Genomic DNA, 20,446 nt, shown 5'->3' with positions numbered 1-20,446 from the left:
ATAAATCACATCAAAGGGGAGAAAATCATATGCAATGGAATGAAATCACAACACTAGAAGAATGGGAAAATATTCTGAAGAAATCTTCCGAACGCGGTCAAGTCATTCTGAAGCATAGCACGACATGCCCGGTTAGCTCCAATGCTTTGGCAGAGTATGAATCTTATTTGAAAAAGGCGCCAAACGGTAATGTGGATTATACATTGGTTAAAGTCATCGAATCCCGTCCGGTTTCCAATAAAATCGCCGAGGATTTGAACGTGAAGCATGAATCGCCGCAAATTATTTATGTGAAGGACCAAGCGAAATACTGGACGGCTTCACATTGGGCGGTTACGTCTGCGCACATCACAGCGGTTCTGGACTGAACAATTAACCTGCATGTCTCCTGAAAGCAAGGTGATCATTATGAAAGAACTGGAACATCTGACGTCGATAGAGGCGATCGAACGATTTATTCAAGATCACACATTCAGTTTTTTATATGTATCCAGGGCAGATTGCAGTGTATGCCATGCGATATTACCGAAACTTAGAGAACTGTTAACGCGGTTCCCGAGTATCTCACTTGGACATATTCAGGCCGAAGTGGTAGGGGAGATCGCCTCAAGATATTTGATATTCACCGCCCCCTCGCTCCTGCTATTCGTTGAGGGCAAAGAGTTTCTGAGGGAAGATCGATTTGTACAGTTCGGGGAGTTAGAGCGGAAATTAAACAATATAATGAATTTCTTTAACTAGGCTTCCTCTTCATGCAATGAAGCCATAAGGCGATATTCCAAAGTCATCTGACTATTCGGAATGTCGCCTTTTTTGCGTTTCCGAGTAAGGTGGATCCAGCGATCCCAGTTGATGAAATTTCAATGAAAATTCAAATAATTGTCGAAAACCAGGATTATTTTGCATTCAAATATTACTAAAGTATTAAAAATATAAGGGGAAATGCCGATTTATTAATAGTACAAAAGATGTATGTAAGGTTTATGGAATCATAACGTGAATATGGATCTATTGAACTGGAATTTCACATAACAAGAACTTTATGTGGAATGAACCTATGTCAGAAGAATGATGGAGGGGGAAGGCGGTTCATTCAAGACGAACATTTTTGAAAAATGTATTGTATTCATGAAAAATTCCGGAAATATTCAATGTTTCCAGGAAAGTAGGTGATGCGACAGGTTCGCTAAAGAGATCCCTATTTTTAATGGAAGATACATAAGAGATATCAAAGGAGAGACACCAAGTGAGTGAGCGAAAAAAGTTATCAAGAGGAACGCGGTTTAAAAATCTGAGCATTGTAACAAAAAACATGTTATGGACGAGCCTGTATATCATTATTACGGGTGCCATTGTGATTGGATCAAGCTATTATATCCAGGACAGCGTGCTGACGAAGCAGTTGCAATCCGATTCGGGAAAAATTATGGATACCTTGGTTAAGTCCGTATCGCTGGAAGATGCTCAAGCGGTGAAAGGCGCGACCGACCGCAATGCGGATATCCAAAAGAAACTAACCAAAACGTTTGATGACCTATCCCTAAGTCATCCCAACATTGCACAAGGCTATATTTTTGGACCGGAGCTCGAGGGTGGCAACAAGACCTCGATTATTGCCATGCCTACGGCAGTGCTCGATATGTTTGCCGAAGAAGACTTGAATCTCGGAGACTTATACGAACAACCGAAGATCCATGCCGATGCCGTAAGAGAGATGTTGAAAACGAAAAAAACCGTCTACACCAAAGGTTATACAGACAATTACGGTACCTGGATCACCGTGCTGCATCCTTTCCAGGATGCCAGCGGCGAAGTTTTTGCTTATATGGGGATCGACGTGGATGCAAGCTTAATCGCTTCCGGGAAACAGGAATTGATCACCAATACGGTTTTTGCGCTGCTGATTACTTTGCTGATTGTATTAGCACTGCAATACTTCACGATTAGACGGACATTCGCACCAATTCAAGCATTAATGGGGGCGCTTGACAAGCTGAGCAAAGGTGACTTCACCGTCCAATTAAAAGCCGGCGAAGATGAGCTGGGGCAGGTTAATGCCAAGTTCAATACAACCGTCAATCATATTAATGAACTAGTTACTACGATCAAAACGGTATCGGAGCAGTCTGCAGAGCAGTCTAAATTCCTCTTCTCGGCTGTGGAAGTCAATAACAATAACTCTTCTGCTATTACTAAAAATATGGAGGAAATGTCGGAACGAGTTGCTTTACAGAGCACGTCCATAACCGAAAGCGTCGTTTCGCTTGAGGAAATCTCATCGGGCGTATCCACGATTGCCGGCAATACATCGGATCTTTCCGAGATATCCATTCAGATGAAGGAACAATCGGAACGTGGTAATCACAATGTGGAACAGGTTATCGAGCAGATGAATTCGATCGATCATTCGGTTAAAAACTCGGTGAATATCATCGAGAAGCTGCAGAACCGCTCGCATGAGATCGGTCAGATCGTGCAGGTTATTACCGAAATTTCCTCTCAGACGAATCTGTTGTCACTCAATGCCGGTATCGAGGCGGCAAGAGCGGGCGAAGAGGGACGCGGTTTTGCTGTCGTCGCCAGCGAAGTTAAGAAACTTTCAGAGGAATCAAGAAAATCGGCGGACCAAATTATTGAATTGGTTCGATACATTCAGGATGAAACGGCATCTGCTGTAGAAGCGATCAGCGAAGGAGAACACAATGTCGCTAAGGGGATTGAGGTTGTCAAAGAAACCGGTGAGCTGTTTAAAGGCATGCTGGTGGCAACCGATACGGTGACCAGTCAAATTCAAGAGGTGTCTGCCGCTACACAGCAAATGGTTGCCGAAACCGAACAGATTACCGCGGCTATTAAACAACTGGCAGAGCTCGCAGAGAGAAACTCGTCCGTGTCGGGTGAGATCCGGATCAGTGCCCAGGAACAGCAGGCTTCCTTCGCCAAAATCTTCGAGTCTGCAGAACAGATCAACCAGGTTTCCGCTGAGTTGGAGGCCCTTGTTAACAAATTGCAAGTATAGTGTGTAATGCTACGACAACAGAAACAGTAGAGAAAAAAGATGGAGCTGAAACCTTTGAATACAACATTGATGATCGAACAAGGCAAAGAATATTGGTTGAATGAACTGCAGCTACCTTTACCGGGATTCTATATGTACACCGATGGTCCAGCGCATCTTCAGCAGCAAGAGCTTGATCGCATGGCGATTAACCTTCGTATCGAAACCGGTAAGATCAAGCGGTTCCGCGATTCATATGACATTAAGGCGTGGATGCTCACAAACTATGTGGTGTTTCTGTACCGAATGACTCACGATACCGATTTGCTGATCGGCGTGAACAATGAGAAGGGCAATCTCCTTCCGCTTAGAGTTAACTTAAGCGGCGACGATTCATTCGCACAGATTTATGAGCAAGTTTCCGTCAAAATGGAGCAGATTGAAGGAAGCAGCTTTTCGCTTGAGGATATAGAAGGATTCACTGGTCAACCGCTCACTCTCCAAACGGTCTATGGCAATAATGGGAATGGTTATGCCTATAGTTCTAGCTGGCTGAACTGGATGGTTCAGGAGGAAAGAAAGGACGAGTGGACACTCTACGTATCCTATGCACGGCCTTTATATAAAGAAGAAACGATCGAAAAATTCAGCAGGCATTTTGAGCAACTTGCAAACGCGGCTCTTGAGCATGGAGACATGCCGGTTAGCCGTTTGCCTATGCTGACAGAAGAGGACCGGAACGCGTACACGATTCTCAACGACACAAAGAAGGAGCTACCGGAGGATCCTACCATTGTGTCGATGCTTGCTTCCATTGTGAAGAAATTTCCGAAACGAATTGCACTATCGTCGGGTCATGAGCAAGTAACGTACGAACAGCTTGACCGGTTGTCAAACCAAATTGCACATATGCTTATTGACAAGGGGCTGCGTAAAGGCCAATTCGTCTCGATATTTATGAAGAGGGGCCTGAATACAATTGTCAGTATGCTCGGTGTGCTCAAGGCCGGCGGAGCCTATATCCCGCTGGATCCATCACATCCAGATGAACGAAATGCCTATATTATCGAGGATACCGAGTCAGCGATTATTCTTACGCATCAGGATTTCACGGCAAAGCTGGATGGACTCCTGGCTGGTTTTCAACCGAAGCCAGCGTACTTCTGTCTTGATGATAAATTCCTTTTATACTCGCCCGAAGCCTGTGGCGTCCGCGTTGAAGGCGATGATTTGGCATACATTATCTATACCTCCGGTTCTACGGGCAAACCGAAAGGTGCCTTAATCGCCCATCAAGGCGTCGTGAATTTGGCACTGGCCAATCAAGAGAAATTACAGATGAGTGAACAGGATATCATTCTTCAATATTCCACATTCAGCTTTGATGCTTCCGTTTACGATATATTCGGATCGCTGGCTTGCGGTTCACAGCTGCATCTTCTCTCCGATGAGCAGCGTTTCTCCATAGACGCCTTTACGGAGGCTGTGGTAGAAACCAATGCAACGCGTGTCGCGATTTTGCCTACGGTGTTTTTTAATCAATTGGCAGCCTATTTGCCTGTGGAAGATACTTACAAATACCGTAATATCAAAACGATCGTGGTCGGTGGGGAAGCACTGGCTGGAGAAACCGTTCGTATGTTCCAGAAGAAGCTGCAGATTCCAATCGTGAATCTATACGGCCCAACGGAAACGACGGTTGTAGCAACAGGGCATGTCGTGGATTATCCGGTTCCGGACGATCTGGCCACCGTGTATATCGGGACGCCTTTTGCCAACTATGAATTGTATATTGTGAATGAACATAATGAGTTATGTCCAACTTGCGTAACCGGAGAGCTGCTAATCTGCTCGGTTGGCGTAGCCAAAGGGTATCTGAATCAGCCTGAGAAAACCAAAGAAGCCTTCATACTGGATCCGTTAACACCGGAATCTGGAAAACAATACTACCGTTCCGGAGACTTGGTTCGCCTGCTGCCGAACGGACAAGTGGAATACCGGGGACGTAAAGATTCACAGGTGAAGATTAGAGGCTTTCGGATCGAGATTGGGGAGATCGAGGATAATCTGGCGAAGCATGAACGCGTAAAGGACATCGCGGTCATTCCGAGAATGGACGAGGACGGAACCAAAATGTTAGCGGCATTCTATACAACCCATGATGGACAGGCAGCTTCCGCTAAGGATTTGGTGCAATTTTTAAGTCAGAAGGTACCTAGTTACATGGTTCCTAAATACATGTGTTTCGTCGAAGAAATGCCGCTATCCCCGACCGGTAAGATCGATCGTAAGAAGCTGGCATTATACGAGTTGTCGATGGAGATGGAAGAGGACGACTCCCCCTATGAGGCACCGGTTAACGATATTCAGCGGGATATTGCTGCAGCCTGGGAAAAAGCTCTCGGCCAAACCAAAATCGGCATCCATGACGATTTCTTCGATATTGGCGGTTATTCTCTGAAAATTCTGGAGATTCTGGTGCTCCTTAAGCCGCTTTATCCACAGTTGAAGATCAATGATTTCTTTGTGTATCCGACGATTGAAAAATTAGCGGAGCGAGTAGAGGAATTGGGGCAGCAAACGAAACCATCCGATCAAACAGAGGATAGGGATCTTCCTATTCAGGATTTGGCTGAGTATCCGATCTCTTTCCCTATCCATCATGGTTCGGCACAACCCACCTATACCCAGCAGCATATTTTGCTGACAGGTGCCACGGGATATCTGGGATCACATCTGTTGTATGAACTACTGAAACAATCGACTGCTACCGTGTACTGCCTGGTTCGGCCATCGAAGCTGATGGAGCCTTATGCTCGCCTTGAGCAGATCATGACCGGATACTTTGGCGAAGATGTCAAGTCTCGAATGGATAAAAGGGTGATTGCGATTCAGGGTGACTTGGAGCAGGAGTTCCTCGGGCTCGGAGCCCAAGACCGTGCAATGATTGAAGCGCGCATCGATTCCATCATTCATTGCGGAGCTGAAGTGAAGCATTTTGGCGATTCCGACTATTTTGCGAGAGTCAATGTCGAGAGTACGGACCGCCTGTTAGCATTGGCTCAGAGAAGACCGCATATCCGCTTCCACTTTATATCTACGCTTGGGATCCCTGAAGATTTGGCAATGGGCGGTCAATGGGAGGCCATCGTTGCCGGAACGGGATATGAAGAGTCGTCCATCGAGAATGTCTACACGAACAGCAAACTGGAGGCAGAGAAGCTGGTCATTAAAGCCGGTGCTGATAGAGGCATCCCGGCAGCGGTTTATCGTGTTGGGAATTTGTCCTGTAACTCGGAGAATGGAATTTTCCAGAAAAACATCGACAACAACGCTTTTTACCGCATGCTGAAAGCGATGCTGCTGTTGAAGAAAGCACCTGGCGTGAGATGGGAAGTGGATATTACGCCGATTAACTATGCCGGGGAAGCCATTACCGCTCTTCTGCTTCAGCAAGAAACGGTCGGGCGAGTGTTCCATATCTGTAACCCGGTTGCCATTCCTTATGAGGACATGGTGGGGCATTTTAAAGCCCATGGATATGACATTTCGGTGATGGACTGGAAGGAATACGAGGCATGGTTATTGGACCCGCAGCAGCCGAAGGATAAGGAAGGCCTTGAGCTGGCGATGGCACAGTTCGAAGGCGACGGAGCGAAGAATTCCATCTACCGGTATACTTGTCCGCAAACATCGGAATTCCTCAAGCACACAGGCGTGAAATGCGCTTTACCGGACAAGCCGTTATTTGAAAAAATGATTGAGTATGCCGCTGGTATCGGATATTTCGTGAAACCGGAGTAACGATCAGGCAGCAAGCATGAAACCGCGAGAAGCTTTCGCGGTTTTTTTGTGTTTAGGATCAGCCATCGCCGGCAAATATTTTTTTAAAGAGATAAGAAAGTATAAACATCCGAGGCTTATCATCCTTATCTCGCAAGAAAAACTTCATCTAATTGCGGTCTGTCATCTGTGAAAGTTCGTCGATAGACTTTTTTCTTATGGCGTGAGTGTGGTAATATCATACTGATTTAAGTCCAGTAACACCAAATGAGGTGGCCCATGAATCACGAACATTGGAAGCAGGCAGAAACCGCACTGGCTTGCATGGAAGTTATCAAGAACGGTGAAAACGACCCTGTAACGATTGAAGGCGAATCGGATGACCTGCGCTGCATCGGAATCGGTACGGATGCTGCGGTATTCGTATACGAACCTTTGCCGGCCTATGCGTTTAAACTGTATGCTGCGGAGGCGCTGCCTAAGAAGGAAGCGGAGATTAAGGTCTATCAAGAGCTGGTGGGAAGCCCCTATTTTCCTGCATTTTATGGAGCAGGTGAGCGTTATGTGGCGATCAGTCATGAATCCGGATTAACCCTGTACGATTGTTTGCTCTATGGTGTACCCGTTCCAAGGCAGGTCATCGATGATGTCGAGGCTGCACGCTCCTTTGTGCGGAGCAAGGGCTTAAACCCGCGGGATATTCATTTGAAGAATGTACTGCTGCAGGAAGGCAGAGGGAAGGTACTCGATGTATCAGAGTATATTCAGGATGGAAACGACAAGCGATGGGAGCATCTCGTGTGGGCATACGACAACGTATATCCGCTGCTTGAGGGCAAGAAGCTGCCGCTCTGGGTATTGGAGGCCGTGAAGAACGGTTATTACCGTCTTGACCCATCCAGTGTGAATATGCAGGAATTTGCGGACCGGATTGGGCGACTGTTCTTCAGAAAATAGGATAACCGGCCCCATTCGAAACGGTTAGGAGCATTCCCTTCTTACCCTCTTATCAAACAAAGCGCTATATTCAGATCATATACGGCGGATTCAATCCCCCTGAAGCTGTAACTGCTCCAGGGGGATTATTGTAATTAGAAGATACTCCAGTCCATTTCCCGGGATATGGTTTGCAGCAAATGTACGCCGGCATAGCTGTTGCCCTTGTCATTCAGTGCTGGACCTAGCACACCGATTCCATAACGTCCCGGCACAAAAGTTAAAATGCCTCCTGAAACGCCGCTCTTGGCGGGTAATCCTACATGAATGGCGAATTCACCTGATGCGTTGTACATGCCGCATGTCGTCATGAATGTCTTGGCGATTTGAACATATCTTCGAGGTATGAGCGCTTTGCCGGTTAGCGGATCCGAACCGTTGCAGGCTAGCACCAAGGCCATTCTGGCTAGATCGGCGCAATCCACATTGATGGAGCAGTGTCGAAAATATACTTCTAACACCTCTTCAACATCGCCGCTTAGAACCCCGTTTTCCTTCAAAAAGAAGGATATGGAACGATTCAGATTCCCGGTTTCCGATTCTGAGCGGTAAACCCCCAAGTCATACTCCAAACCAGCGTTCCCTGAGAGCTCTTTTAGGAACTGAAGAATTCGGTCGGATTTCTCGTTCGGGCTGCCTCCGCGAATTAAGGAAGAAACGGTAATCGCGCCTGCGTTAATCATCGGATTGAAGGGAATGCCGGGCCTTACTAACTCCAGCTTCAGCATGGAATTAAAGTTGTCTCCGGTCGGCTCCATGCCAACCTTACTGAAGACGGCATCCTCTCCATTATCCATCAGCGCCAATATTAGGGTAAACACTTTGGAGATGCTCTGCATCGTAAAGCGCAGCCCGCAGTCCCCGGCGGTGGCGGATTCGCCCTGGGTGTTCAGAAGGGTGATGCCCAAAGCAGCATGGGGAGCTTTGGATAGCTCGGGGATGTAGGAGGCGACTTTGCCTCTGCCGACACATGGCAAGCTTGCTCCCAGCCAGCCGGGGAGCTGCTGCCTAATGGTTTCGATTTCGGGTGACATCATTTCTTAAACCCCTTCCACCATTCAGAATCTCGAACAGGATTATGACTTGCTTGAAACGGATTAGCATGTTCATTCGTTCCAATCCGAATAATTGAGCGCTTTAGCCCGCCATGCCCATGTCCATGCTGCGGGTTTTTGTTTTGTACTGGGCAAGCAGATTCGTGTAAGTGTACTCAACTAGTTTGTTAAGCTTTATGTAAGGTTCGTATAAAAATCGTGTAAGATTCGCCTTCTATAATTACATCTGTGCTTAACAAACGACGACTTGAAGGAGAACGCAATATGACAACTATATTACAAGCAAAGCATGTAGAAAAAACATTCGGTATTCAAGGGAATCAATATACGGCATTGCAAGATATCAATCTTGAAATTCAGGAAGGCGAATTTGTTGGCATTATGGGACCTTCCGGGGCAGGCAAATCCACGCTGCTGAATATTTTCTCGACGATCGATACACCGTCGGCAGGCGATATTACCATTGCCGGACAACATATCGTGTCGATGAACGAGGAGCAGCTGTCCGATTTTCGCCGGAACCAGCTCGGATTTATATTTCAGGACTACAACCTGCTGGACACGCTCACTGTCAAAGAAAATATTTTGCTTCCCCTGGCGTTGTCCAGGGTGCCTGCGGCCGAAATTGAGAAGCGGGTTAACGAGATCGCCGATACGTTTGGCATTCGCGATATCTTGGATAAATATCCTTATCACATCTCGGGTGGTCAGAAGCAGCGTACTGCAGCCTCGCGCGCCATTGTTGCCAGTCCAAGCCTCATATTGGCGGATGAACCGACAGGGGCTCTGGATTCCAAGTCGGCAACAAGCTTGCTGCAAAGCTTAAAGAAATTGAATGAGTTCCATCGTTCCACGATCATGATGGTCACTCACGATGCTTATGCCGCAAGCTACTGCAAACGCGTCATTTTTATAAAAGACGGACAGCTGTACCAGGAGCTTCATCGAGAAGACCAGCTGCGCAAGGTGTTTTTTGATCAGATCCTGGAGGTACTTGCTGCACTTGGGGGTGAGCATGATGACACTATTTAGCATAGCCAGAAAAAACATCCGCAAAAATTTCACGAATTACTTTTTGTACTTTGCTTCGATGATCTTTAGTATCGTCATTTATTTCACATTTGTTTCACTAAAATATGATACTGCGATCCAGTCCGCAACGGAGGGGTCGACAAAAATCAGTTCGGCCTTTAGCGGTGCGGCCGTCGTGCTGATCATCTTCGTGGCTATATTCATTTGGTACTCCAATTCCTTCTTTACCCGCAAGCGCAAGAAAGAAGTCGGATTGTATTCGCTGCTCGGTGTTCGGAAGAAACAAATCGGCCGGATGTTATTTTATGAAAATTTTCTGATGGGTGTGCTAGCTCTACTGGCAGGGATTGCTCTCGGCTCGGTGCTGACGCGTTTCTTTGTATCCCTGTTAATGAAGGTCATGGGTTATGACGCAGTGTCGAATTTTTCGATATCGCCTGCGGCCATCATCAACACCACCATCGTGTTCATGATCATTACGCTTATTACCTCTCTGCAGGGTTACCGATTGATCTACCGGTTCAAATTGATTGAGTTGTTTCATGCGGATCAGGAGGGAGAACGGGAACCGAAGGCTTCATGGATCACCGCCTTATTGTCTCTGGTATTCATAGGCACCGGATACTGGCTTGCTCTGCAGAACCTGCTGCAATCCAAGGCCTGGGCGGCGATGGGATTCATGCTAACGCCACTCGTTATCCTGATGACGGTGATTATTGGAACGTATCTGCTGTTCAGTACCCTGACCGTTACGTTGTTGAAATTATCCAGAAATAACAAGAACCGATTCTGGAACGGGATGAACATGATCGGCGTCTCCCAGCTTCTATATCGCATCAAAGGCAATGCACGCACGCTTACGATCATTGCGGTGCTTAGCGCCACAACACTGACTGCGGTTGGGACGGCGTACAGCTTCTATTACAGCAATGCAAACAGCGCACAGCAAGCGAACCCCAACAGCATGATGTGGATCTCCCATGATAGCAGCGTAACAAAGCGAGTCGACGAGTTGATAGACTCAACTCCGCATCACGAGCTGTTATATCATGCGTCCGTCCCTGTCTTGGAAGTGGATGCTGATGTTAGAGGTCTTAGCGAGGCATTCTCGCAAGACATTCAAACATTCAGCATCATATCCCAGCATGATTTCAACGAGCTGGCGAAGGTGCAGGGCCGCAAAGACACCATTACTTTAAGCGAAGAAGAGGCAGTTGTCTTGGACCCGGCCTATTTCGAAGGAATTTCACCGGCTTATGTGGGTTCTACAGTCACTCTCAAACAAAACAAGCAGGAGCAGCAAATTACCTTTAAGGAATTAAAGAAATATAGCGTGCTGAATATGGGTACGGTCTATTCTACTATGGTGGTAAGCGATGAGCTGTTTGCGCAATTGGAGAAGCAGACAAACCCCATCCTGCTGGAGGCTTATGGCCTATCGAATCAAGACAAAGCGAAGCAACTTACGGAGGATATCGAAGGCGTCTTGCCGGAAAGCGCGTCATTCGCCAGCTATTATCAGGATTATGCAAGAGGAATGGAATCGTCAGGCCTGTTAATTTTTATGGGAGGATTCCTGGGGCTTGTGTTTCTCACGGCGACCGGCAGCATCATCTATTTCAAGCAATTAACCGAAGCCAATTCGGACAAGGCAAGATATCAGATTTTAAACAAAATCGGCGTAAATCGGCGTGAGGTTAAAAAGAGCATAGCCCAGCAAGTCCTGTTCATCTTTGCTTTGCCGCTCGTTGCCGGCATTGCCCACTGCGCTGTCGCACTTTCAGCTTTGTCCAAACTTCTGCATATGAATCTTGTGATTCCAGTTGTGATTTGTATGGGCGTCTACACCTGTGTTTATTTGATCTATTACGTCGTGACCGTTAGGTCCTACTATAAAATTGTAACCAAAACAAATTAAACTACCACAAAGGAGTAGAGTCATGAAAAAAACGATGATCTTCGGCGGCATTCTTGTCGCCATCCTCATTGGATTTGTTGTATTTATTCAAAATGTGAACATTAACCGCTTCGGGACAGATTCATATTATGTGCAAATTCAAGATGGAACCAAAGTGGAAGACAAAGCGGATAACGGGGAGAAGTACATCTACTATGAGTACACCTTGGAGGGATTCAACAAAGAAGGGAAAGCGAAGACGTTGACCTTTACGGCGAACAAAGAACTGCGGAAGGAAGCGTACCTGCGTTTATACGTCAAAGAAAAGGGTGTCAGCTCCTATCAAGAGGTACAGGCAAACAAGCTTCCGGAACAAGCCAAAGTAAAGCTCGAAACGTTAGGAAAATAAGGACGATATCAGAGGGAGAGAATAACGTGACTCATGTTAAAGAAAGAACGACGATTCTATCGAAAAAGGTTATCATCGGCTCACTTGCATTGACATTGACTGCATGCCCGCTCATCAGCGCGGGTAGTGCAGCGGCAAAAGCTAATTCCCCTACTGCAATTTCACAAATTTCAGAGAGCGATGAAGCGCATGCACCGATTCAATATCATATTCAGGCGAGACTGAACGAGAAGGACATGACCATACAGGGAAGCAGCATGGTTACCTATCGAAACACCAGTCAGGATACGTTGAATCAACTGGTATTCCACACCTATGCGGATGCGAACCGTTCAAAATCGACACAGACGTCCATGTTTAAACGATCAAACGAAGAAATCAGCAAGAACCATCCGGATAAGAAGCCGGAAGATTTTCTTGGAGGTATTGATATTCAAGGAGTGAACGCAAACGGCCAAGCACTTGATTTCCATAATGAAGATCAGGCTTTGACTATTCGATTGAAGGAGCCCATACAACCGGGCGCAGCGATAACGGTACATATGGACTTCTCTCTGAACATTCCGTATGGTTCGCAGCGATTATCGTATTATCAAGATATTGTAAATGGCGCTCACTGGTTTCCGGTCATGTCGGTCTATGATGAAGAGAAGCATCAATGGAATACAAGCCCTTACAGTCCATCATTCGAAACGGATTATTATGCTTCCGCAGATTATGAAGTAGAGTTCAACATGCCCGACGCTTATCAGGTGGCGATGCCAGGCACGATAACGACACGGAATGACGTGGAATCCGGCCGCAAGGTCGTTTCCGCTGTTGCCAACAATACAAGGGAATTCGTATTCTTTGCCAGTCCCAATTTCAAAGTAAACAGCGTTACCCGCGACGGCTTGACGATCGAATATTTTTATTTTGATAACGAACCGGGAAAGAAACAGGTCATGGATCGGTATATCGATCAGGCATTTAAAGCGATCGAATTTTTTGGTGATAAATACGGTGCTTATCCTTATCCGGAATTCCGAATCGTCGAGTCGTACGTCGAGGGCGTGGCTATCGAATATTCGCGGGTCATCCAAATGGGACAGATACAGAGCCAGGCCGATCCGGCGCAGGACACGGTATTCATTCATGAAATCGCTCATCAGTGGTTCCACGCTCTGATCGGGAACGATTCGGAGAAGGAATCGTTCCTGGACGAAGGTTTTGCCGATTTTTCCAAGGTGTATTTTGCGGAGAAGCAGGGGGATAAGCTGAATGGTTTTAAATCCATTCAATTTGACGATTCCAAGATGGAACTTGCCATTGCATCGACCAATGACGAGGTGGGGGACTTGGCTAGTCCGGTTTATTACGAAAAAGGTCGCCAAGCGTTATACCAATTGTACCGGTCCGTTGGGGAAGAGAAGTTTGACCACTTTATGAGGGAATATTTCAAACGTTATGTATATAAAAATGCCACAATGGAGGGACTTCTCCAAACGATTGAAGACGTGCTCGGAAAAGAGGCGCGAAACGAAATGGCCACGGCCCTATATCAACCGGGTTTTGTTCTTAAGCCTGAATACCAACTGTCGGACGAAGAAAAAACCGCATATTTGCATGATCAGTTTCAATTGCTGTATCAATCAGCCTTAACCCAAATTCCAGGCTTGCCCTACGAAACGATGAGCCGCATCATGGAGAAGGCCCTTCAAGGAGAGCCGTTATCGATCGTTCTGAGCGATCAAGTAAGCACTCAAACACGCAAGCAGCAAGAAGCCATGGTGAACCAGCTCACGATGCTTCTGGATATCAGCGGAGTGAAATATGACGTTATTCGGGATCGTCAGGTATTGAAAAAGAAATTAAAGAAGGAACTGGGGACAAGCAATCTGATCGTGATTGGCAACGGAAAATCGAACGGGGTAGTGCAGGCGCTGAAATCCGGTATTATCGAGCGGGCGAACAAAATGGGCTTTGCCTGGAAGGATACCATGAATCAACCGAGTGCTTCCGGGGCGTATGCGATCAAGCATCCATTCAATCAAAATCGCCTAATGCTGCACTATTTCTGGAATGGAGATCATGTAACAGACGAGGCCTTGGAGACGTACATGGCGAACATGCAGGAATCTCTCGGATTCACGAGCGCATTTTATCAGTACTATGTGTTGGACAAGAATGGCAAGGTGGTGTTAGATAAACTAGAGGAGAATCCGCTGTCGAAGTTTTTTGCGGAGGAGTAAGCTTGAGGTTCCCTTCTCGAGTCTCCAAACGCTGTTGAATAGCAGCTTGGCAGGTGGGAAAAATGTTGGTTATAACAGGGGGTGAACGAATTTGGCGTTTGATCAAAAGGTACTTGTCGTTGATGATGAGGCGGATATTGTCAGGCTTCTTCAAACCGTACTGATCAAGGAAGGCATTGATCAGGTGTATACCGCAGCAACAGCGGAAGCAGCCTGGCTTGAATTCCAGAAATGGCAGCCCGATCTTGTCATTCTGGATATCATGCTTCCGGACGGAGAAGGATACGAAGTGTGCAAGAAAATCCGAAGCGTCTCCAATGTTCCGATATTCTTCTTATCGGCGAAGACAGAAGAGATTGATAAAATCCTGGGTTTCGCCATCGGCGGCGACGACTACATTACCAAGCCATTTAGTCCGAAGGAAGTGGCTTACCGGATCAAAGCCCGGTTTCGGAGACCGGATGTTTCTGAGCATGAGGACAAACCGAATCGCGTAATTAAGAAAGGCCCCTTTGAATTAGATGAAAACAAGGTGGAGCTGAAGAAGAGCGGGAAGGTCATTCCACTGAAACCGAAAGAGCTGGGGCTGCTTACGCTGCTGCTTAAACATCCGGGCCAGATCATCAGCAAGGAAAGTTTATATGATCAGGTATGGGGTGAGGAATTCTTCGGTTTTGATAATACCGTGATGGTTCACATCCGGAGGCTGCGGGAGAAAATAGAAGAGGACCCTTCCAATCCCCGCTATCTGCTCACGGTAAAAGGCCTTGGGTATAAGCTTGTTGTAGAGGATGAATAAGGGATGAAGTGGAAGCTGACCGGCAGGTATCTGGTCTCCGTGGTTCTTATCGTCGTCATCGTTATTATTATGAACATCGTGGTGATTATCGGACTATTCATTCTACAAGCGGTAAATGAGGATCTCCCACTCCTAAATAGGCAAACCTCAGCAGAGTCGATATCCCGATCCTTTCAGGAATATATCGTAATATCGGAATCGGGAGCTACCATAAGCGAGAAGGGCAAGGAGATTCTGGAGAAGAATCAGGCATGGGTTCAAATTCTGGATGAGGATGGTAAGGAAATCTTCCGCTATCTTGCTCCGGAAGAGGCCAAAACAAAGTACGCCCCCATCGATATTGTACAGATATATAAGTATGTCGAGAAGGAAGTCCTTTCCACCGTCTTTATTGGCGAAAAGACAGCCTTCGAACATCGTTACAGTTACTTGGTTGGATTTACGACCCCATACCTGGAGCGGCAAGTGTTAACCATCGATTCACGGAACTTCGCGCAGACGTTCAAGGTCTTTAGTGTGTCCATTATCATTGTTGACGGATTCATCGCCTTATGTATCGCTTATATCTTTAGCAAGCGGCTGACCAAACCCATGTTTATATTAATCGACAGCATTAAGCGTTTGGCTGGGCGTGATTATAACGTCTATCATCAACCAAAGGGGATATATAAGGACGTGTTCGCCAATATCAATCTTTTGTCCCAAGAGCTGAAATCAAGCGAGAAGGAAAGAAAGAAATTGGATGCGATGAAGGAAGAATGGATTGGCAATATCTCACATGATATCAAAACGCCTCTTGCTTCGATTCAAGGCTATGCGGAGATGATAAAGGACACGGAATATCAGTTCTCCATGGATGAAATACGGGATTATGCCGGGATCATCGAAGGAAAGTCCAAATATTTGAGAGACGTGATCGAGGACTTGAATCTGTCGACCCGCTTGAGGAATAAAGAGCTGACGTTGAATAAGAAAAATGTAAATATCGTAAGCCTGGTACGCAATGTCGTGATCGATACCCTCAATGACCCCAGCTACGCCAACCGGGACATTGATTTTAGGAGCAGTCATGAGGTCATTAAAATCGAGGTTGACGATATTCTGATACGCAGAGCAATCAGCAATCTGATCTATAATGCGATTGTTCATAACCGCGAGGATATTTCGATCAAGGTCCAAGTCGAGAAGAATGAAGAGCAGATCCTGATTCGTGTGGAGGATAACGGAAAAGGCATTAAGCAGGAGGAGCTCGGAAGGATCTTCGACCGCTATTATCGTGGGACCAATACGGGAGAACTCCATAAAGGGTCAGGTCTTGGCATGGCCATTACGCATGACATTGTTATCGCGCATGGAGGACATATTCAGGTTCATAGCAAAGTTGATCAAGGCACGGTTATGGAAATCAAACTGGGGCGTACTTAGAAACGTCCGATATCCATGATGGTTTTCCGACGGTTAGGGACCATGTTCAGGAGTAATAATGATGCAAGCAGGTAACACTACCGTGAAAAGGAGTGTATAGCTTATGAAACTGCTTGTTAAGTTATTGGTGCATGGAGTTTTGATTACGGCACTGCTTGTTGCGCTTACCGATGCTTCGTTCACAGGGGCTATATTGACGGCATTAGGAATTGGCATCGTTGCTTATTTGGTGGGGGATTTATATATTCTGCCCCGCACCAGCAATATGATGGCTACGATCGCGGATGCCGGCTTGGTATTTGTTATGCTGTGGATCATTGGCGGTGTTGCGAACTGGACCCTTAATTTCTCGGAGGTTCTGCTAATCGCGGTACTTGCAGGAAGCTTTGAGTATTTATATCATATGTGGCTTAGGGGCGAGAATCTGTTTAAAAAAAGACAGCGGGCCTCGTAAAACGAGAATGGAATATATGTAACAAACACATAACGCGCGATCCGTAAAGAAGCCTGAAATCAGGCTTCTTTATTTTTATATATCCAAAAAGAAGGTTTTGCTGAAAGGGCAAAGCTATAATTCTTGATATTTGAGCAATTGAGAAGAAATCCTTAGCTGCCATGAGAGATAAACTTAAGAAAATACATGAAAGGAGAATTTCATTATGAAAAATGGAGAAAATCATTCGCAGCTTCCAAAAGTCCTATCTCCGGATGAGTGGCTATTCGATCGTAAGGAGCTGATGGCCAAAGAGACTGGGGAGGAATCTCCCAAAATCGTGACTCGGGACGAGTGGCTCATGGCTCGTAAGGAATTGTTAGCCAAAGAGAACGAAGTTACCCATGAACCGGATGCGATGCTGGTTGAACGAAGAACCCTGCCAATGGTCGAGATGGATAAGGATTACGTCTTCGAAGGTCCGGACGGCAAGGCAAGACTGCTGGACTTGTTTGACGGTCGAAGTCAACTCATCGTCGGGCACTTCATGTTTGACCCGGACTGGGAACAGGGTTGTCCAGGCTGCTCAGCCGGTGCAGCCGAGATTTCGGATGATCACCTGAAGTTAATGCATGACCGTGACACCTCTTTTGTATACATCTCCCGTGCACCACTGGCTAAGATCGAGGCATACAAAGAGCGGAAGGGCTGGAGCTTCCCTTGGTACTCTTCGTATGGCAGTGATTTCAACTACGATTTCCACGTTACGCTGGATGAGGCCGTGACTCCTGTAGAATATAATTACCGCACCAAAGCGGAGTATGAGCAGGCAGGTAATCCACTAGACTTTGAAGGCAAGCAGTCGATTGAGCTGCCGGGAAGAAGCTGGTTTCTCCGGATCGGCGATCGAGTCTTTCACACCTATTCTGCATACCACGGATAGTGGCCTTAAATCATAAAAGGAGCAGGATACTGAACGATAAGACCGCTGCAAGGCTGCCGAGAAATGCTATTAGCCCTTAAGTAGGCAGTGCGAAGAAGCGCACTACCGTTTACTTGGAGGGGATAATACATCATTAAGGCAGCCTTGTTTTTTGACGTTTAATCCAAACTGCCCAATTGATTCATGATGTCCTGTCTTCTCTGATCAATATATTTACGTATCGTATCCGGCTCGGAGTCAAACACCTTGTCGCTCCACTTATGATTAGGGTCCTTATAGACATGGTCCGCAATCGCATTGTGCATTTTGTATACGATGGGCAGTTGGCGCCTCACAGTGAATACCGACTCAAGAAACCCTGACAGGAGAGCTTTATACCTCTGCCTGTGCGGACGGAAGGATAATATTTTCTCGGTCAGCTTATTATAACCTTGAATTTTCACAAGGTCAGAATCTACTAATTTTCCATAGCAATTCCTTCCCCAGGTTCCCTCGTAGTCCCACGGGATCATGCGGTACGTTCGAGTTTTTCCATGCTCAAACAAAGTGTAGTTCTGATTAAAGCCATCGTAATTCCCGGTTAATACCGCGCCGCATAACCACCGCAAATAATTTTCGATGTCCAGGTGCTTACGGAGATACTGCTGCAATTCGGCACCCGCTTTAAGATGAATCTGCTGTACGAAGTTGGACAGCTTCACGCGATCGCGCTCGGAACCTTTGATCAGGTTATAACCTGAGAAGGAGGATTTACCGGATGAACGCTTATCCGTAAAATCGGCATTGTCGTTAACGGCATAAATAATGCTGCGCACGGGAATTCCCCGCTTACGAAAAAAGGGAGTCTTGACTGCCTCAATATTAAGGTAGACCCCCAGATTCTCATTATTCAGATGCAGCACACAGTGGCGGGTCGACGGGCTTGGCACATGGATCGAATTGAAAAATTGAAAGGAGAGGGCGTTTCGAATCATGGAAGGGTCATCATATTCGGCATTGAAGTGGTAGGTATATTTTGAGGTTTTAATTTCATAGGATTTTTTCGGGTATTCACGTGTATGCCCTCCGCGATAGCGAATACGTATCGGTATTCTTTTTCCCCCGCTAACCAGCTGTGCAGGCACAAAATGATTTGACCAAATATTGCTTTTTAACTGTTCATAATCCTTGTCTTTGATAGTAACGCGATACACAGGCAAGGGCATGAAGCTACCTCCTTCAAACTGGTAGACTATCGTTGATTTTATATGATTCGATTATATTAAACCAGTTCCTTTCTATTACGGGAAACATATAAATATATTACCGATAGACCTGATGGACAATTGAGGGGTATCCAATGCGGTCAAGATAACTCCTGAAATATACCATTCATGATCTGTCGAAATATGAATCCTCGAAAGGAGCATGAACATGGCTTATAACAGGTTTGGTTTCGGGAATTTGGTAGGAAGAAACGTGAAGATCAACCGCGGCGGGCCGGATTCAATCGAAGGTCTTCTGCTCGATGCTCAGTCAGACTACCTCGTTGCAGTTGCTGATGGCGGTTTCGTTTATGTTAAAGACGATCATGTCAAGAGCATTACGGATACAGGTAAATCCGGTGGAGCGAGAGAAAGCATTGTAAATCCGATCACGGCATACAACTTCGTGGGAGTCATGCAAGCCCTTCGGTATCGCCTTGTCAAAATTAATCGCGGCGGACCAGAAAAACTGGAGGGTATCATCGTTGACGTGAACCAGAACTATCTGATCTTAACCGTAAAAGGTCAAGAGGTCGTTCACATCCCTGTTAGTCATATTAAATCGATCACGGTTGTTCGTGGTGGAGGGAATAACCAATCCGGCAGCAATCAAAATCAAAATAGCAACTCTCAAGGCAACCAATCCAACCAATCGCAATCGCAAGGCAACCGCTCAGGCGGTAACCAATCGGGAGGCAACCAAGGAGGAAACCGCTCGGGCGGCAACCAATCGGGAGGAAACCGTACAGGCGGTAACCAAACGAGAGGTAATCGCACAGGAGGTAACCAAACGAGAGGTAACCAGACTGGCGGAGACTGGATGAATTGGACAGGCGGCAACCAATCCAAGAACCGTTCCGGCAAGCGCAATCGCAGCGGCAACCGTTCCAATAACCGCTCCGGCAACCGGAATCGCAGCGGAAAACGGAGAAGTGGCGGCGAGTAACTTATCGGTCCAATACAAACGGTGTAATGAATATCCAAGTCCAGCCATCTTCTGCTCACTCATTTTATATATGAAGCAATAGGAATTTAAAAGTATGTTAGTCCTCCGTAGCCAAACACCTCACATGAATCATTGCGTTCTCCTCTTTTATAAGGTGAGTTGCATGAATATTCCCCCGATTCAGCCCCTTACCGATATCATTGTGCGTGCATTATTGATGTCTTGCCTCTGAATGAGCATTGGCTGCCGAAGGCA

The 20,446-nt window shown here is 46.4% G+C and carries 16 protein-coding genes; 14 read left to right on the top strand and 2 right to left on the bottom strand.

The genetic code is table 11. The features are described from left to right. Positions 1–29 precede the first annotated feature (29 nt). The 5 genes from ytxJ (at position 30) to PLA01S_RS05055 (ending at position 7,738) form a co-directional block, all read left to right on the top strand. Complete coding sequence (gene ytxJ, locus PLA01S_RS05075; protein ID WP_127590423.1) at positions 30–368, top strand: bacillithiol system redox-active protein YtxJ; 339 nt, start codon at positions 30–32, stop codon at positions 366–368. 40 nt (positions 369–408) lie between these two features. After that, the gene (locus tag PLA01S_RS32415) at positions 409–741 is read left to right on the top strand and encodes a thioredoxin family protein (RefSeq protein ID WP_127590421.1); all 333 of its coding nucleotides are present in this window, start codon (positions 409–411) and stop codon (positions 739–741) included. Between the two features lie 505 nt (positions 742–1,246). Continuing rightward, on the top strand, positions 1,247–3,019 hold the full coding sequence (locus tag PLA01S_RS05065) for a methyl-accepting chemotaxis protein (RefSeq protein WP_127590419.1): 1,773 nt from the start codon (positions 1,247–1,249) through the stop codon (positions 3,017–3,019). A 54-nt stretch (positions 3,020–3,073) separates the two neighbouring features. Further along, entirely contained in the window at positions 3,074–6,802 is a 3,729-nt protein-coding gene (locus PLA01S_RS05060; RefSeq protein ID WP_246059334.1) for a non-ribosomal peptide synthetase family protein, read from the top strand. Positions 6,803–7,060: 258 nt separating this feature from the next. Continuing rightward, on the top strand, positions 7,061–7,738 hold the full coding sequence (locus PLA01S_RS05055) for a protein kinase family protein (RefSeq protein ID WP_127590415.1): 678 nt from the start codon (positions 7,061–7,063) through the stop codon (positions 7,736–7,738). 134 nt (positions 7,739–7,872) lie between these two features. Here the strand turns inward: PLA01S_RS05055 and glsA are convergent, their stop codons facing one another. Beyond that, positions 7,873–8,814 carry a glutaminase A gene (gene glsA / locus PLA01S_RS05050; RefSeq protein WP_127590413.1) on the bottom strand — a complete coding sequence of 314 codons (942 nt, stop codon included), beginning with the start codon at positions 8,812–8,814 and terminating at the stop codon, positions 7,873–7,875. Between the two features lie 282 nt (positions 8,815–9,096). On the opposite strand from glsA, the gene PLA01S_RS05045 reads away from it, so the two are divergent. From PLA01S_RS05045 to PLA01S_RS05010, 8 genes are all read left to right on the top strand, one after another. Next, complete coding sequence (locus PLA01S_RS05045; protein WP_127590411.1) at positions 9,097–9,864, top strand: ABC transporter ATP-binding protein; 768 nt, start codon at positions 9,097–9,099, stop codon at positions 9,862–9,864. Beyond that, positions 9,851–11,782, top strand: coding sequence for an ABC transporter permease (locus PLA01S_RS05040; protein ID WP_127591072.1), 1,932 nt, complete (start codon positions 9,851–9,853; stop codon positions 11,780–11,782). Before PLA01S_RS05045 ends, PLA01S_RS05040 begins: the two co-directional genes overlap by 14 nt. Positions 11,783–11,804: 22 nt before the next feature. Further along, the gene (locus tag PLA01S_RS05035; protein ID WP_127590409.1) at positions 11,805–12,170 is read left to right on the top strand and encodes a YxeA family protein; all 366 of its coding nucleotides are present in this window, start codon (positions 11,805–11,807) and stop codon (positions 12,168–12,170) included. A gap of 26 nt (positions 12,171–12,196) precedes the next feature. Continuing rightward, the gene (locus PLA01S_RS05030; protein WP_127590407.1) at positions 12,197–14,401 is read left to right on the top strand and encodes a M1 family metallopeptidase; all 2,205 of its coding nucleotides are present in this window, start codon (positions 12,197–12,199) and stop codon (positions 14,399–14,401) included. Positions 14,402–14,492: 91 nt separating this feature from the next. Continuing rightward, positions 14,493–15,200, top strand: a complete 708-nt coding sequence (locus tag PLA01S_RS05025) for a response regulator transcription factor (protein WP_127590405.1) — start codon at positions 14,493–14,495, stop codon at positions 15,198–15,200. Positions 15,201–15,203: 3 nt separating this feature from the next. Next, positions 15,204–16,625 (top strand): sensor histidine kinase, encoded by a 1,422-nt coding sequence (locus PLA01S_RS05020; protein ID WP_127590403.1) that lies wholly within the window; start codon positions 15,204–15,206, stop codon positions 16,623–16,625. Between the two features lie 103 nt (positions 16,626–16,728). Beyond that, positions 16,729–17,079: a DUF2512 family protein gene (locus PLA01S_RS05015; RefSeq protein ID WP_127590401.1), complete on the top strand. Its 351-nt coding sequence runs from the start codon at positions 16,729–16,731 to the stop codon at positions 17,077–17,079. Between the two features lie 205 nt (positions 17,080–17,284). After that, positions 17,285–18,001 carry a DUF899 domain-containing protein gene (locus PLA01S_RS05010; protein WP_246059333.1) on the top strand — a complete coding sequence of 239 codons (717 nt, stop codon included), beginning with the start codon at positions 17,285–17,287 and terminating at the stop codon, positions 17,999–18,001. Positions 18,002–18,159: 158 nt separating this feature from the next. Here the strand turns inward: PLA01S_RS05010 and PLA01S_RS05005 are convergent, their stop codons facing one another. Continuing rightward, entirely contained in the window at positions 18,160–19,206 is a 1,047-nt protein-coding gene (locus PLA01S_RS05005) for a CotH kinase family protein (protein WP_127590399.1), read from the bottom strand. 208 nt (positions 19,207–19,414) lie between these two features. Here PLA01S_RS05005 and PLA01S_RS05000 point away from each other — a divergent pair, with 208 nt between their 5' ends. Beyond that, positions 19,415–20,191, top strand: coding sequence for a hypothetical protein (locus PLA01S_RS05000; RefSeq protein WP_127590397.1), 777 nt, complete (start codon positions 19,415–19,417; stop codon positions 20,189–20,191). Positions 20,192–20,446 lie beyond the last annotated feature (255 nt).

The organism is Paenibacillus lautus NBRC 15380, from assembly GCF_004000945.1.
GTDB lineage: Bacteria > Bacillota > Bacilli > Paenibacillales > Paenibacillaceae > Paenibacillus_AQ > Paenibacillus_AQ lautus.
This window is presented reverse-complemented; position numbering and strand designations above follow the sequence as displayed.

Bases quoted from the DNA above. Each gene is read 5' to 3' on its own strand.
- ytxJ (WP_127590423.1), top strand. From the start codon at position 30: ATGCAATGGAATGAAATCACAACACTAGAAGAATGGGAAAATATTCTG.
- PLA01S_RS32415 (WP_127590421.1), top strand. From the start codon at position 409: ATGAAAGAACTGGAACATCTGACGTCGATAGAGGCGATCGAACGATTT.
- PLA01S_RS05055 (WP_127590415.1), top strand. From the start codon at position 7,061: ATGAATCACGAACATTGGAAGCAGGCAGAAACCGCACTGGCTTGCATG.
- glsA (WP_127590413.1), bottom strand. From the start codon at position 8,814: ATGATGTCACCCGAAATCGAAACCATTAGGCAGCAGCTCCCCGGCTGG.
- PLA01S_RS05045 (WP_127590411.1), top strand. From the start codon at position 9,097: ATGACAACTATATTACAAGCAAAGCATGTAGAAAAAACATTCGGTATT.
- PLA01S_RS05040 (WP_127591072.1), top strand. From the start codon at position 9,851: ATGACACTATTTAGCATAGCCAGAAAAAACATCCGCAAAAATTTCACG.
- PLA01S_RS05035 (WP_127590409.1), top strand. From the start codon at position 11,805: ATGAAAAAAACGATGATCTTCGGCGGCATTCTTGTCGCCATCCTCATT.
- PLA01S_RS05020 (WP_127590403.1), top strand. From the start codon at position 15,204: ATGAAGTGGAAGCTGACCGGCAGGTATCTGGTCTCCGTGGTTCTTATC.
- PLA01S_RS05015 (WP_127590401.1), top strand. From the start codon at position 16,729: ATGAAACTGCTTGTTAAGTTATTGGTGCATGGAGTTTTGATTACGGCA.
- PLA01S_RS05010 (WP_246059333.1), top strand. From the start codon at position 17,285: ATGAAAAATGGAGAAAATCATTCGCAGCTTCCAAAAGTCCTATCTCCG.
- PLA01S_RS05005 (WP_127590399.1), bottom strand. From the start codon at position 19,206: ATGCCCTTGCCTGTGTATCGCGTTACTATCAAAGACAAGGATTATGAA.
- PLA01S_RS05000 (WP_127590397.1), top strand. From the start codon at position 19,415: ATGGCTTATAACAGGTTTGGTTTCGGGAATTTGGTAGGAAGAAACGTG.